Below are 13245 nucleotides of genomic sequence, written 5' to 3'. Positions count from 1 at the left end.
CAATCAAATGTAATTTAATCAGGGCTGCTACATGCAATTCTTAAACTTTCTCTTTTTTACGGTTCTGGACTTATATACCGCAGTTTTGCTGCTTCGGGTCTGGATGCAGTGGGCGCGTTGCGATTTTTATAATCCATTCTCACAATTTATCGTCAAAATCACCCAACCGGTAGTGCGCCCATTGCGTAGAGTTATCCCCGCTATTGGCCCTATTGATTCAGCCTCAGTTGTTTTAGCTTACTTGCTTGTTCTTATCAAAATGTTACTCCCTTTCTGGTTAGCAGCAGGACAATTCTTACTGCCTTCTGCCATGATATTCCTGCTCGGATTAATTGAACTGCTTACTGCTGCCGGAAAATTGGTATTTTGGCTTGTCATCGTCCGCGCATTACTGAGTTGGATCAGCCAGGGACGTAATCCTGTTGATTATGTTCTGTTCCAACTGACAGAACCACTGATGGCGCCGATCCGTCGAATTATCCCTGCAATGGGGGGGATCGATTTCTCAGCCATGATTGTTATATTGATCCTGTATGCGCTAAACGCTCTCCGTTATGATGTTTTGGCGTGGTTAGTTCCGGCCCTAATTGGTCAATAAATAATAAGTTGATTGGATAATAACAATGCAGAAAGTTGTTCTCGCTACGGGAAATGCAGGCAAAGTACGTGAACTGGCAGGTTTGCTGGCTGACTTTGGTTTAGATATCGTAGCTCAAACTGAATTGGGCGTAGACTCGGCAGATGAAACAGGTCTGACCTTTGTTGAAAATGCCATCATCAAAGCTCGCCATGCTGCGGCTGTCACAGGTTTACCCGCCATTGCTGACGATTCAGGGTTATCAGTCAATGCGTTAGGTGGTGCTCCGGGCATCTACTCAGCCCGTTATGCGGGAACTGATTCCTCCGACCAACATAATCTGGAAAAATTGCTGGAAGCTATGCGCGATGTTCCTGATGAACAACGCCAGGCACAATTTAATTGCGTTCTGGTCTATTTACGTCATGCAGAAGATCCAACTCCCCTAGTTTTCCACGGTCGCTGGTCTGGTGTTATCACCTGGGAGCCTGCCGGAAGTGGCGGTTTTGGTTATGATCCCATTTTTTATGTACCAGAATTTGGCTGTACAGCAGCAGAACTGAGTCGTGAGCAAAAAAGTGCTGTTTCACATCGTGGACAAGCCTTAAAAATGCTGTTGGAAGCGATGCGTAATGCTTAAATTACCACCACTGAGCCTCTATATTCATATTCCCTGGTGTGTACAGAAGTGCCCTTATTGTGATTTCAATTCACATGCGTTAAAGGGGGATGTACCACATCAGGAATATGTCGAACATCTGCTGGCTGATTTACGAAATGACCTACCTATGGTTGATGGTCGTGAAGTATCGACAATCTTTATTGGCGGTGGTACACCCAGCTTACTAAGCGCTGAAGGAATGCAACGATTACTTGATGGAGTAAGGGATTCACTGCCACTTTCCCCACAAGCAGAAATTACCATGGAAGCTAATCCGGGAACCATTGAAGCTGATCGTTTCAGTGCTTATCAACAAGCGGGCATTAACCGGATTTCAATAGGAGTACAAAGTTTCGGCTCTGATAAACTCATCCGCTTAGGGCGTATCCACGGCCCGGAAGAAGCTAAACGAGCGGCACGATTAGCGGATGGACTTGGATTACGTAGTTTCAATCTGGACTTGATGCACGGTTTGCCTAACCAGACACTGGATGAAGCGCTGAACGATTTGCGCCAAGCCATTGAACTTTCTCCGCCCCATTTGTCCTGGTATCAGTTGACGATTGAACCTAATACTAGTTTCGGTTCCCGCCCACCAATTCTGCCAGATGATGATGCACTATGGGATATCTTCTCTCAAGGTCACCAATTATTAACGTCGGCAGGCTATCAGCAGTATGAAACATCGGCATATGCCAAACCGGGCTATCAATGTCAGCATAACCTCAATTACTGGCGTTTTGGCGATTACTTGGGAATTGGCTGTGGTGCACATGGAAAGATTTCGTTTGCAGATGGGCACATCCTGCGCACAGTAAAAACCAAACACCCGCGCGGCTATATGCAGGGGCGTTATTTGGATCAACAAAATCAGGTGGATAATGAAAATCGTCCATTTGAATTTTTCATGAACCGTTTTCGTCTGCTGGAAGCAATGCCACGGCAAGATTTCAGCCAATTTACTGGATTACCAGAAAACGCTATCCGTCCACAAATCGATAAGGCGCTGGCGAAAGGCTATATCACTGAAAGTGATACGCACTGGCAAATCACTCAGCACGGCAAACTATTTCTGAATTCACTGTTGGAATTATTTCTGTAGAAAGCAGTTTTTGTAGAAAACTATTTATAGAAAACCATTCGTAGAAAACCATTCTAGTAAAGATCGTCTTATAAAAATAAGGCTGCACCTGAAACCAAAGGAGCAGCTTTATTTGATCATGTAAGAGAAAATAGATTAATGGGTATGATTACAACGCATCAGCAACAGCATTAATCTGACGTGTCAAACTATCTAATCCACCACCAGACAGATACCATAAATCAGGTTGCAGATAGACTATTTTGCCGTTTTTATAGGCATTAGTTGATTTGACTTGATCATTTTCAAACTGAGCTTTTTCTAACTTACCTGCACCAATTGCTTCACTGCGGTCGATAATAAAAATTACATCAGGGTTAGCTTGTGCAATCATATCCGCCGTCACACTCTTGCTTTTGTCTTTATCCGATTTAGCTGGCAAGACAGCTCGATGTGCTTTAATCACGTTGTAAACAATAGCCTGATTATTAGGATATAACTCACCCGCATTATGCAATAAAACCAGTGCCTTACTATTTGACGATTTTGCTTTTTCCTGTGCTACCGCAATGGTTTTCTCCAAATCAGCCAAATGAGTTTTCACTGCATCCTGTTTATTAAACAATTCACCCAATAATTTAATGTTACTTTCCACAGATGGCAGGTAGTTTTTACTGTCCGTACTTAAATCTACAGTTGGGGCAATTTGCGATAAACGATCATAAAAAGATCTCTGACGCCCAGTGATCACAATCAAATCTGGTTTGATTTCAGCCAATTTTCCTAAATCTGGTGATTTCATTCCTCCGGCATTATGCATATTTTCAGATACGCTACTGCGCACATATTCGGGCAAACTTTCCTCAGGCAATGCAATAACACGTTCAGATAACCCTAACTTTGCCATGGAATCGTAAGTACCAAAATCAAATAAGACCACTCTTTTAGGGCTTTTCTTAACCTTAGTTTCACCGGAAACATGTTTTATTGTGACATACTTACCAGATTCAGCTATTACTGATGTTACTGAATTTGGCGTAAATGTTATAGATTGCTGGCTAAATGCGGAATGGCTAGTGACAGAAAACAATGAAGCTAAAACAATCAGCAGGATCTTTTTCATTGTGGCACCTGAATGAATCATGTGAGTAAAGAAGTGACTTGCATTCTAGAGGCCAAACATAGGATGTCAATCAAATAAGAATCAATTTCATACTGATTCTTATTTGATATAAACGTATTGTGATTTAGTTAATGGAATTCAATAGATTGATACGTAACTGTTCCAGCTTATCAGCTTTATTACATACCTCTTCTCTAAAGCGTTTCAGCTCTTTTTCCTGTTTTTTCCATTCTGCATCAAAGCTATTTTGTGCACTTCCCAATCCACTAAGGAGAGACATTAGCATCTGTTTGCCGTCACCATTCTGATTACTCGTATTACGGCTCATTTCATTAATACTGTCCTGCAAAATACCGCCTAAACTCTGTTGGATAAGGTTCTGCCCTTCTGTTTCTGCCTGTTTGATTACCTGATAATTGAAGGCAATGCCATTGGGGCGGGTTTCCAGTACCTTATCAATTTGCTTATTCAGGCCAGATTCCAATTGGGTTAAGCGGACACGAATATTGCTATCCTTTCCCATTGTTTCAGCAACAACTTTATCCAGAGCCTGACGCGCGTCTGCTAAATGACTTAAAGCCTCTTTCTTCACCCAGGGCAAATCTTGACGGACAAGCTGCTGATATTGTCTCGCTTTGCTGCGTTGATCAGCATTCAGTGACAATGCTTTACCATTGCGAAGCACAGAGCCATCAGGCAGAATTTTCAGGTTGTCGTTTTCACCAATCATCTGGACAGATTCTGGTGTAACAATAATGTCATCTTTAAGTGTCGTCCGGCATTCTGAACCCGCTTGCCCCTGAGCAACAAATAACAGCGATGCAGCAATCACAATTTTTCGTAACATACATTCATTCTCCTGGAATCCTCGGCTTTGCGATCTCTTACTTACCCATCATCATGGGGCTTCCGTAATTATCTGCTAAGGTTTCACATTAAAAAATAGAACGCCCGATACGTTCAGCTAATTTTTCCAGTGCTGCGCAACCAGCCAGAGAGTTGCCCGAACGATCTAGTTCAGGAGCCCACACCGTGACAGTGAATTCTCCCGGAACCACACAGACAATTCCTCCGCCTACACCCGATTTTCCAGGCATACCGATCCTGAACGCAAATTCACCTGAGCCATCATACATACCGCACGTCAACATAAGGGCATTAATCTGTCTAGTTTGCCGGAGACTTAAAATTTGCTGACCAGAATCTATCATTCGCCCTTGGTTAGCCAAGTAAATAAAACTCTGAGATAACTCAACACAATTCATTTTCAGGGCGCAATACTGAAAATAAGTTTTCAGAACAGTGAGCACATCATTTTCAAAATTACCGAATGACTTCATCAAGTAAGCAATTGCAGCATTACGGCTGGAATGCTCCATCTCTGAGCGGGCAACAATATCATCATAGCCAATAGCTTTTTGCCCTGTAAGACTGCGTACAAACTCCAGCATTCTATGCTTAGGCGCACTCAAACGTGATTGCAGCATGTCACAGATAACTAATGCTCCTGCATTAATAAAGGGATTACGGGGGATACCTTTTTCCAATTCCAACTGCACTAATGAGTTAAATGGTTGTCCCGAAGGCTCTGTGCCCACCCGTTGCCAGATGTCTTCTTCCTTATAGCGTGTCATTGCCAATGTCAGGCTTAACACCTTGGAAATAGATTGGATGGAGAAACGTTTTTCTGCATCTCCTGCTTTAAAAACCTGTCCATCAACCGTACAGATAGCCATCCCAAAATTATTTACTGGAACTTCTGCCAGAGCGGGAATGTAATCTGCTACTTTTCCTTGACCAATCAAAGGGCGCACTTCATCTAAGATATCTGCCAATAACGAATTAGAGAACCTTACCTTCACCACTTTTTCTCCAGACAAAAAAGGGCTCACAAGGAGCCCCTGCATACAGCGTCATTGTTGTCTAAAACGCAACTTTTAATACAACAACGAATCAATCCCACCACACATCAAATAATTCTGATGTAACAATCTCTTCCATACCGCGAGCTTTCAACCAATTAGCAACCAACTGACGATGCTCTTCGGTACATTTGCCGATTTTCTGCAAGCAGATCATACCTTCCCACTGCAAATAACCGCTGGCATCCAGAGCAAGGCCATTCGGCTCGATTAACTCTTCAATCAAAGCATCAACTGTGCTATCTACAACCTCAACTGAGGTATTGGCCGGGAAATTCCACTTTACTGAAAAACCTAATTCCTGAAACTCATCAATACGCAGTTTTTTACGCAGACGACGACTACGATTTTTAGCCATTATTTTACCCTCTCGAACATTAGATCCCATACACCATGCCCTAAACGATGACCACGCATCTCGAATTTCGTAACAGGGCGTGAATCAGGGCGTGGTACATAATCACCACTTTCCGATATATTGCGATACCCTTCGGCTTCGCTCATAACTTCTAACATATGTTCAGCATATGGCTGCCAGTCCGTCGCCATATGGAATACACCGCCAATTTTTAGTTTACTTCTGATCAGTTGAGCAAAATCAGGCTGCACAATTCGACGTTTGTTATGACGGGCTTTATGCCATGGATCAGGGAAGAACAACTGAACCATTTCCAGACTCTGTTTCGGGATCATATTTTCCAACACTTCAACAGCATCGTGACACATCACACGCAAATTGCTGAGATTTTCATCTTGTGCGGAAGCCAGACACGCACCGACTCCCGGAGCATGAACCTCTATCCCGAAAAAATTTTTCTCTGGATTCTGGCTTGCCATCGTGACCAGAGAGGCTCCCATACCAAAACCAATTTCCAACACAACAGGGGCGGAACGACCAAACAGTACTGCCATATCGTACAATTTTGGCTGGTAATCCACTCCCATCTTCGGCCAGACATTATCAAGTGCTTGTTGCTGACGAGTGGTTAACCGTCCCTGCCGACGCACAAAACTGCGGACACGGCGCAAAGCCCTGCCATTTTCATCATATTCCGGTGAAATTACGTTATTTATCATGGTACTGTCTATTGGTACTTTCTATCAGTTTTAAAGGCATTTGCTCAGGCGTCCGAGGTGTTATGTACCGCAGGATTGCCCAAAGAGAGCGCAATTATGCAAAGATGGCTGAGTTTATCAAGTTCGATGCCTGTAAGCACAACTTTAATGTTAAATTGTGTGGCGCTTCGAAACAAAGTTCGGGTTTACTCTGAGGTTACACTATGTTGCAATCCTGTTCACGAAACTATTATCAGATATAAAGACAATTATTCTAATGATGGAAGCAAAGCAATTTTCACAAGCAGTACTTGAATGGTATCACCATTATGGTCGCAAAACCCTGCCGTGGCAGTTAGAAAAAACATCCTATCACGTCTGGCTTTCAGAAGTGATGCTGCAACAAACACAGGTCGCGACAGTGATACCTTATTTCCAGAAATTTATTTCACGTTTTCCTGATGTGGCATCATTGGCAGCAGCGCCATTGGATAAAGTTTTGCATTTATGGACTGGCCTGGGATACTACGCACGAGCCCGTAATTTGCACAAAGCGGCTCAACACATTGTTGAACGGCATCATGGAAAATTCCCAACTACTTTTAATGACGTCGTTGCTCTACCCGGTGTTGGCCGCTCTACCGCAGGTGCCATCCTTTCACTTTCTCAAGGAAAACACTTTCCTATCCTTGATGGCAATGTTAAGCGCGTTCTGGCTCGCTGCTATGCCGTTGATGGTTGGCCGGGAAAAAAAGAGGTGGAAAATCAATTATGGGATATCAGTACCCGCGTTACTCCCAAACGGGGTGTTGAATATTTTAATCAGGCAATGATGGATTTGGGAGCGATGGTATGCACCCGCAGTAAACCCAAATGTGAAATTTGCCCTCTCAATACAGGTTGCATAGCTTATGCCAACCACAGCTGGGCAAACTATCCGGAGAAAAAACCGAAACAGCGTATCCCTGAAAAAACAGCTTACTTTTTATTGATGCAGAATGGCGATACAGTTTGGTTAGAACAACGCCCACTATCCGGCATCTGGGGCGGACTATTTGCATTCCCGCAATTTACTGATGCAACTTCACTGGAACTGTGGCTGAAGGAATCGGGTATTTCTCATAACAAGCCTGAACAGCTAACAGCATTTCGCCACACATTCAGTCACTTTCATTTGGATATCGTCCCTATTAAAATCGATATCTTATCTTTTGATTCCTGCATGGATGAAAGTAAAGGACTTTGGTATAACTTACGCCAGCCAGCAGCAATTGGATTGGCTGCGCCCGTTGAGTACCTTTTGCAGCAGTTGGGCTAAACTTTGTCCCACTATTTTTTGCTCCATTCCATTATTTTGAGGATTTAGAGGATCTAGCATGAGCAGAACGATTTTTTGTACTTTTTTGCAACGAGAAGCCGAAGGCCAAGATTTTCAATTTTACCCAGGGGAACTGGGTAAACGTATTTTTAATGAAATTTCTAAAGAGGCGTGGCAACAATGGATGAGCAAACAAACCATGCTGATTAATGAAAAGAAATTAAATACTATGAAGCCAGAAGATCGCAAACTACTTGAACAAGAAATGGTGAAATTCCTGTTTGAAGGGAAAGAGATTCAAATTGACGGTTACACTCCGCCAGAAAAATAATCTTTAGCATTTATATTTATTGGGTGAATTCAGGATTTAAAATCACCCAATAAATGAGAAGTTACCTTAATAACCTCTAACAACATATCAATACCCAACGGCATCGCAAAATGAAAAGACTGCTGGCACTATTTCTGCTCACCCCATTTCTAATTTCCTGCTCTAGTAAACAAGATTTTGAATACAAAGAAGAATATATAAAAGACACGAATGGATTTGATATCTTAATGGGGCAATTCGCTCATGACATTGAAAATATCTGGGGATTACAAGAAGTTTTAATCGCGGGTCCTAAAGATTATGTAAAATATACAGATAAATATAAAACCCGCAGCCATATCAATTTTGATGCGGGGACGATCACCATTGAAACAATATCTCCTATTGATCCTACTGAACATTTACGCCAGGCGATTGTGACAACATTGTTGATGGGTGATGATCCGGGTTCTGTCGATCTTTATTCTGATTCTAATGATATCGAAATTAGCAAAGAACCGTTTTTGTATGGACAAGTTTTAGATAATACGGGTGAACCAATTCGCTGGGAATGGAGAGCAAACCATTTTGCCAATTACCTGCTCCAGAATAAATTACAGAAACGCCAATCAGGTCTACATGTCATTTGGTCTGTCACCATGCAGTTAGTTCCTAACCATCTGGACAAACGAGCTCATAAATATCTGCCAATGGTTCGCAAAGCGTCTATTAAATATGGTGTTGATGAATCACTAATCCTAGCCATTATGCAAACAGAATCCAGTTTTAACCCTTACGCTGTCAGCCACGCTGATGCTCTGGGATTAATGCAAGTCGTTCAACATACTGCCGGAAAGGATGTGTTCAAGCTACAGGGAAAATCTGGTCAACCAAGTCGCAATTATCTTTTTGATCCGGCAAATAATATTGATACGGGCACTGCCTATCTGGCGATATTGCAGAGTACCTATTTAGGTGAAATCCAAAATGCAACTTCTCGCCGCTATGCGGTTATTACAGCATACAACGGTGGTGCAGGCAGTGTGTTAAGGGTATTTTCCAATGATAAGAAGAAAGCTGCTCAGATAATTAACTCAATGGCCCCGGGCGATGTGTATGAAACACTGACAAATAAACACCCATCAGCTGAATCACGCCGTTATTTGATGAAAGTAAATAATGCACAAAAAAGCTATCGTCGATAATTAATCGCCACAAACAAAAGAGTGGAAAAGAGCTTATCTTTCCACTCTTTGTTTATATTTATAACTAATTGAGTAAATTGAAAGCACTTAAATAAATTTATGCAGAAAGTCGTTGACGGATTGGAACTAATACGGTTTAATGCGTCCCCGTTAGCCCGGATAGCTCAGTCGGTAGAGCAGGGGATTGAAAATCCCCGTGTCGGTGGTTCGATTCCGCCTCCGGGCACCAAGATTTTAAAGCTAATTTGTTGAATATTATCAGATAATTAACAAATAAGTTAAAATTTAGGGCTGTTAATTCAATGTTAAACAATTGATCGCCTAATTTGCACACTCAATGTTTAAGAAAGCCGTAAATAATGAATACAGGGTGCCTGCATTTGCAAGCACTCTTTTTTCATTTAAAATAATGATTTCAGTAATTGATTCTGATGTCAAGTAAGGGAAAAACTTTACGGGATGCCGGATCGGTATTAGCCATTTTTCATACCATCGATATTGATGCAGGGCCGTTCACTAAGACCTCCACCTCCTAATCCTGTCTGAGGCCTGCCCTGTCTTTTTTTCCCTGATATCCTTACACCGAAATATCCAGATATATCGCCAGTTCATTCTCCAGCGTTTTACCCGCGATTTCCATATCGATATCAATATATTCCAGGGTGGTTGCCAGACTACGATGACCCAGCAAACACCTGACCAGCTGCAAATTACGATCCGGTGCTTTCATCAGCTCTGTTGCCAGTGTATGACGAAAACGGTGAGGTGAGACCGCAAAACCACACTCTTTCGACAACCGATTGAAAAAAGAACGAATATGCTGCCTTTCTTTATCGTGATCATACTGGTAACTGGCCATCCGCCCGTGATGACGAAAACTCAGACGGCTTAAATCAAACAGCGGATCATCCTCTTTCGCTCCACAGGCTCTCGCCTGTTCAAGGAGTTGCGCCAGCCGGGGTTTAAGCTGCCGGATCATCGGTATCCGCCACTCACTGTGATTTTTACTGCCCTCGACGCACAATACAATATAATTGCCATCCAGGTTGATATCCCGTAATCGCAGGTGCAGTAACTGGTTCTGACGCATGCCTGTCAGCCGGAACGTATCCAGCACCGTCAGCCAATACCCGGTCGGGTATAAAGCACAACGCCCTCCCCGGGGAGCAACCTGTGTTCGCTCTTCTTCCCCATACTGCCCCATCAGCAGGTAGAGACGGGTTATCTGGACTTTACTCAGAATTTTCTTCTTTTTCTTCTCTTTTTTCACCGCCGCATTGCTAAACGGGTTCTCGGTAAATGGCAGCAGTTTCCTGTCCATTACGAAGTTAAAAATAGCCCGCAGGTGGGCCACCTTATTGTTCCAGGTATGGCTCGACTGTTTTTTCTCCATCAAAAGATGACGCCGCCACCGTAGCACATCCCGGTGAGTGACCTGTTCCGGCAACACCGTTTCTCCCATAAACTGGATAAAGACCCGGGTAACTTTGCGATAACTCCACTCGGTGGCCGGTCGCAACATATGTGAAAAAAAGTACTCTTCCAATAACTCATCCCAACTGATTTTTTCTGCGGCAGGCAACATGTTATTTTTTCCTTAATATATTAAATAAATCATGACACTCAATTGTTCATAAACGGTTTTATGGAAATACAAGATATAAATAATCAGTTAAACTATTTACATTACAATAATGTATTGTGGTTATCTTTTCTGGCAACATTTTCTTTATCCGATACAGACTGTTTGGCGAATTTCGAGCCGTGATGATGATTTTTTGCCTTCTCCTGATGAGAGGACCCATGACCGGATTGAAATAAAGACAATAACGTCTGGGTATCACTCTCGCCGGATGGCTCAGATGCCGGTGCCATTTCTAATGGGGAATCCGGAGAAGCCTGGCCAGGTTCAGGTGATACCCCAGCGACATCAGACAATTCTGCAGAATTCCCCGGTTTCAATAAAGGCGACTCCACCTGTCCGGCGGCTTCCTGAAGTAATTCATCAATCAACGGTACAGAGGATGAATGGCCACCAAGATGCAATGTCAGGCAAGTCCATGCGTCCGGTACCAGAAACAACCAGGTCACCGCATCTTCCGGCAGTAAACGGGCTGCCATCATGGCGTTCAGTGGCACAGACAAATCTGGCCGGGACGACCGGAACCGGAAACGAAAGCGACGGCCTGGCGTCCACAATCCCGGCTGCCAGTCATGCCCATCATCCAGCTCCCCTTCCAGGTGCTGCAACAGGGGCAGGTGGTAAAATAATGCCGTCCAGAACACAACCGCCTGCCATAGCAAGCTCTGGGCTGCCTGTGTTTCCGGTGCTGCCCCGGGGGGTAACAGATGTCCCTTCGCCAGCCGCACGGCACAGGTGGTAAACTTTAGCGTCAGGTCAGCAAAATCCCCGCTGCCCGACCAGTTACCTTCCGGTGTTGCCGGCACCTGTTGGACACGGCTCAGCAATTGCTTCACCGGTGCGAAATAAAAACGCTGATACAGCCCTTCGGGCAAGGCAGTGTTTTGCCATAATTGCGTCAGACACTGACGGCGCAGTGGGGTGGCCAGTAACTTATCCACCGATTGCGGCCGGAAATAGCCCCGGCTGTCACGAATGGCTTCCGGTTGTTGTTCGGATGATTTTTGCGGTGTGGCAGACTGGCGGGCAAAATGCGATTTAAAACGCTGAAACATGGCTTTTCCTCTTTCGGTTCAAATTGGGCTCAGTGTCGGTGAATCCCGGTCTGAAACAAGGAAAAACTCTTTTTACGGAAATGAAAATTAAACTGACTCGATTCACCCACCGACTCGCTTATCGGATCACCTTAATTTTCACTATAAATCAATATATTAAAACTACTCGAAAATAAGAAAGCGCCCCGAAAGGCGCATTAGAGTAACAGAACAGAGGCTGAAAAAATTCAGGCGGCCTGTGGCTGCTGATGCTCCCGTAAACGGTTCGACCAGTTACCCAGATAATGGGCCGGCGTGTAACGTGTCCGTTTGCTGCCGCCATCATCCAGCGCATTGCCGACAGTGACCGCTGCCGGAATGCCGGCCAGAGAAAGCTGGACGTAAGCCATCACCGCGGCCAGCGGATCAATATCAATCGCTGACACCCACAGGCTGCATAACGGATCATGCCCCTGCTCTCTCAAGACGTCGGCAGCGGCCAGTGTCATACAGCCCGCCCCACAAGCCGGCTCGTACAGGGTCACAAAGGGTTTCTGCTGAAGGTGTTTATTCCCCAGCTCCAGCCGCATAAACACCGTGCCGAGAAAATCGCCGGGCGCTTCTGCCAGTGCCAGCACGGCAGTGGAAAAGAGTTTTACAATCCGGTCAACATCTTCCCGCGCATATTTCCTGATGGTTTTCAGATAAAACTGCTCCAGCTCCTCACTGAAACAATATTTATTGTGAATGGCCGCCATTGCGCAGTGACAAAAATCCCGGAAGACCTGATAACGAGGCTGATAGCGGGCGGTTTGATTAAACAGCGAGATAAATTCCTGTTGGTAATCGGTACGAGACGCCATGGCGTGTTTTCCTTGTCGCATAAAAATAGGGAAAACACGCCCCGGAAGGGGAACGTGCTTCCCCCTTCGGTTGAAGTGAAAATAAAGAATAAGGTACTGAACAAATCGCTACTGTCCGACAGCAATCGCCGGCAGTGCCTGACTGATTTCGGGTTGTTCACCGTTAACCAGATAGAGTGCAGGCCGGTTTTCGCGTCCGGGTAAGCCGTTACCGCTGTAACAATCGTAGCCTTTGAGGCTTCCTGACGGTTCGCTGTACCAATGGCGGATCTCGCAATCAAACATCGCTGACAGTTCCCCCATCAGTTCCGCAGAGGGCGGTGCCCACGGTGAATCAAAACGCACGGTTAAGCTGCTGACATTACGCCGTTCCCAGCGGACATGGTGACCGAACGGCCATTCCAGCCCGTAGTGCTCGTCGTAGAACTGTACGGTGGAGGCAATGCCTTTCAG

General features: G+C 44.5%; 15 protein-coding genes and 1 tRNA gene. 7 read left to right on the top strand and 9 right to left on the bottom strand.

The window, feature by feature from the left end:
• Positions 1-31: 31 nt before the first annotated feature.
• The 3 genes from AAC852_RS10430 to hemW are packed head-to-tail and all read left to right on the top strand — an operon-like array spanning position 32 to position 2340.
• A complete protein-coding gene (locus AAC852_RS10430; RefSeq protein WP_047685547.1) occupies positions 32-598 on the top strand; it encodes a YggT family protein in 567 nt (188 codons plus the stop codon).
• 25 nt (positions 599-623) lie between these two features.
• The gene (locus tag AAC852_RS10425) at positions 624-1217 is read left to right on the top strand and encodes an XTP/dITP diphosphatase (RefSeq protein WP_340620980.1); all 594 of its coding nucleotides are present in this window, start codon (positions 624-626) and stop codon (positions 1215-1217) included.
• Positions 1210-2340, top strand: a complete 1131-nt coding sequence (gene hemW / locus AAC852_RS10420; protein WP_340620979.1) for a radical SAM family heme chaperone HemW — start codon at positions 1210-1212, stop codon at positions 2338-2340. The genes AAC852_RS10425 and hemW overlap by 8 nt, the downstream gene beginning before the upstream one ends.
• Positions 2341-2488: 148 nt before the next feature.
• Here the strand turns inward: hemW and AAC852_RS10415 are convergent, their stop codons facing one another.
• The 5 genes from AAC852_RS10415 to trmB all read right to left on the bottom strand — a co-directional run bounded on the left by AAC852_RS10415 (position 2489) and on the right by trmB (position 6441).
• A complete protein-coding gene (locus AAC852_RS10415) occupies positions 2489-3442 on the bottom strand; it encodes a siderophore ABC transporter substrate-binding protein (protein ID WP_340620978.1) in 954 nt (317 codons plus the stop codon).
• 124 nt (positions 3443-3566) lie between these two features.
• On the bottom strand, positions 3567-4289 hold the full coding sequence (locus tag AAC852_RS10410; protein WP_340620977.1) for a DUF2884 family protein: 723 nt from the start codon (positions 4287-4289) through the stop codon (positions 3567-3569).
• An 88-nt stretch (positions 4290-4377) separates the two neighbouring features.
• Entirely contained in the window at positions 4378-5349 is a 972-nt protein-coding gene (glsB, locus tag AAC852_RS10405) for a glutaminase B (RefSeq protein ID WP_340620976.1), read from the bottom strand.
• Positions 5350-5395: 46 nt separating this feature from the next.
• Complete coding sequence (locus AAC852_RS10400; protein WP_340620975.1) at positions 5396-5722, bottom strand: YggL family protein; 327 nt, start codon at positions 5720-5722, stop codon at positions 5396-5398.
• Positions 5722-6441 carry a tRNA (guanosine(46)-N7)-methyltransferase TrmB gene (gene trmB / locus AAC852_RS10395; protein ID WP_340620974.1) on the bottom strand — a complete coding sequence of 240 codons (720 nt, stop codon included), beginning with the start codon at positions 6439-6441 and terminating at the stop codon, positions 5722-5724. The genes AAC852_RS10400 and trmB overlap by 1 nt, the downstream gene beginning before the upstream one ends.
• Before the next feature lie 256 nt (positions 6442-6697).
• Between trmB and mutY the strand changes: the two genes are divergently transcribed.
• The 4 genes from mutY to AAC852_RS10375 all read left to right on the top strand — a co-directional run bounded on the left by mutY (position 6698) and on the right by AAC852_RS10375 (position 9482).
• On the top strand, positions 6698-7738 hold the full coding sequence (gene mutY, locus AAC852_RS10390; protein ID WP_340620973.1) for an A/G-specific adenine glycosylase: 1041 nt from the start codon (positions 6698-6700) through the stop codon (positions 7736-7738).
• A gap of 58 nt (positions 7739-7796) precedes the next feature.
• The gene (locus AAC852_RS10385; protein WP_340620972.1) at positions 7797-8069 is read left to right on the top strand and encodes an oxidative damage protection protein; all 273 of its coding nucleotides are present in this window, start codon (positions 7797-7799) and stop codon (positions 8067-8069) included.
• A 110-nt stretch (positions 8070-8179) separates the two neighbouring features.
• Positions 8180-9253 carry a membrane-bound lytic murein transglycosylase MltC gene (mltC, locus tag AAC852_RS10380; RefSeq protein WP_340620971.1) on the top strand — a complete coding sequence of 358 codons (1074 nt, stop codon included), beginning with the start codon at positions 8180-8182 and terminating at the stop codon, positions 9251-9253.
• Between the two features lie 153 nt (positions 9254-9406).
• A tRNA-Phe gene (locus tag AAC852_RS10375) sits at positions 9407-9482 on the top strand.
• 348 nt (positions 9483-9830) lie between these two features.
• Here the strand turns inward: AAC852_RS10375 and AAC852_RS10370 are convergent.
• The 4 genes from AAC852_RS10370 to AAC852_RS10355 form a co-directional block, all read right to left on the bottom strand.
• Positions 9831-10838, bottom strand: coding sequence for a tyrosine-type recombinase/integrase (locus AAC852_RS10370; protein ID WP_340620970.1), 1008 nt, complete (start codon positions 10836-10838; stop codon positions 9831-9833).
• A 101-nt stretch (positions 10839-10939) separates the two neighbouring features.
• Complete coding sequence (locus AAC852_RS10365; protein ID WP_340620969.1) at positions 10940-11950, bottom strand: TraI domain-containing protein; 1011 nt, start codon at positions 11948-11950, stop codon at positions 10940-10942.
• Between the two features lie 227 nt (positions 11951-12177).
• Complete coding sequence (locus AAC852_RS10360; RefSeq protein ID WP_340620968.1) at positions 12178-12792, bottom strand: DNA methyltransferase family protein; 615 nt, start codon at positions 12790-12792, stop codon at positions 12178-12180.
• Positions 12793-12900: 108 nt separating this feature from the next.
• Positions 12901-13245 (bottom strand): DUF1281 family ferredoxin-like fold protein (locus tag AAC852_RS10355; protein ID WP_479715108.1); only part of this gene is annotated, 345 nt, incomplete at its 5' end.

The organism is Xenorhabdus siamensis (genome assembly GCF_037996745.1).
Taxonomy (GTDB): Bacteria; Pseudomonadota; Gammaproteobacteria; order Enterobacterales; family Enterobacteriaceae; genus Xenorhabdus; species Xenorhabdus indica.
The sequence above is the reverse complement of the archived record's forward strand: the minus strand, read 5'-3'. Positions and strand labels throughout refer to the sequence as shown.

Excerpts from the sequence above, each read along its gene's own strand:
- AAC852_RS10430 (WP_047685547.1), top strand. The coding sequence starts at position 32 with ATGCAATTCTTAAACTTTCTCTTTTTTACGGTTCTGGACTTATATACC.
- AAC852_RS10425 (WP_340620980.1), top strand. The coding sequence starts at position 624 with ATGCAGAAAGTTGTTCTCGCTACGGGAAATGCAGGCAAAGTACGTGAA.
- hemW (WP_340620979.1), top strand. The coding sequence starts at position 1,210 with ATGCTTAAATTACCACCACTGAGCCTCTATATTCATATTCCCTGGTGT.
- AAC852_RS10415 (WP_340620978.1), bottom strand. The coding sequence starts at position 3,442 with ATGAAAAAGATCCTGCTGATTGTTTTAGCTTCATTGTTTTCTGTCACT.
- AAC852_RS10410 (WP_340620977.1), bottom strand. The coding sequence starts at position 4,289 with ATGTTACGAAAAATTGTGATTGCTGCATCGCTGTTATTTGTTGCTCAG.
- glsB (WP_340620976.1), bottom strand. The coding sequence starts at position 5,349 with ATGCAGGGGCTCCTTGTGAGCCCTTTTTTGTCTGGAGAAAAAGTGGTG.
- AAC852_RS10400 (WP_340620975.1), bottom strand. The coding sequence starts at position 5,722 with ATGGCTAAAAATCGTAGTCGTCGTCTGCGTAAAAAACTGCGTATTGAT.
- trmB (WP_340620974.1), bottom strand. The coding sequence starts at position 6,441 with ATGATAAATAACGTAATTTCACCGGAATATGATGAAAATGGCAGGGCT.
- mutY (WP_340620973.1), top strand. The coding sequence starts at position 6,698 with ATGATGGAAGCAAAGCAATTTTCACAAGCAGTACTTGAATGGTATCAC.
- AAC852_RS10385 (WP_340620972.1), top strand. The coding sequence starts at position 7,797 with ATGAGCAGAACGATTTTTTGTACTTTTTTGCAACGAGAAGCCGAAGGC.
- mltC (WP_340620971.1), top strand. The coding sequence starts at position 8,180 with ATGAAAAGACTGCTGGCACTATTTCTGCTCACCCCATTTCTAATTTCC.
- AAC852_RS10370 (WP_340620970.1), bottom strand. The coding sequence starts at position 10,838 with ATGTTGCCTGCCGCAGAAAAAATCAGTTGGGATGAGTTATTGGAAGAG.
- AAC852_RS10365 (WP_340620969.1), bottom strand. The coding sequence starts at position 11,950 with ATGTTTCAGCGTTTTAAATCGCATTTTGCCCGCCAGTCTGCCACACCG.
- AAC852_RS10360 (WP_340620968.1), bottom strand. The coding sequence starts at position 12,792 with ATGGCGTCTCGTACCGATTACCAACAGGAATTTATCTCGCTGTTTAAT.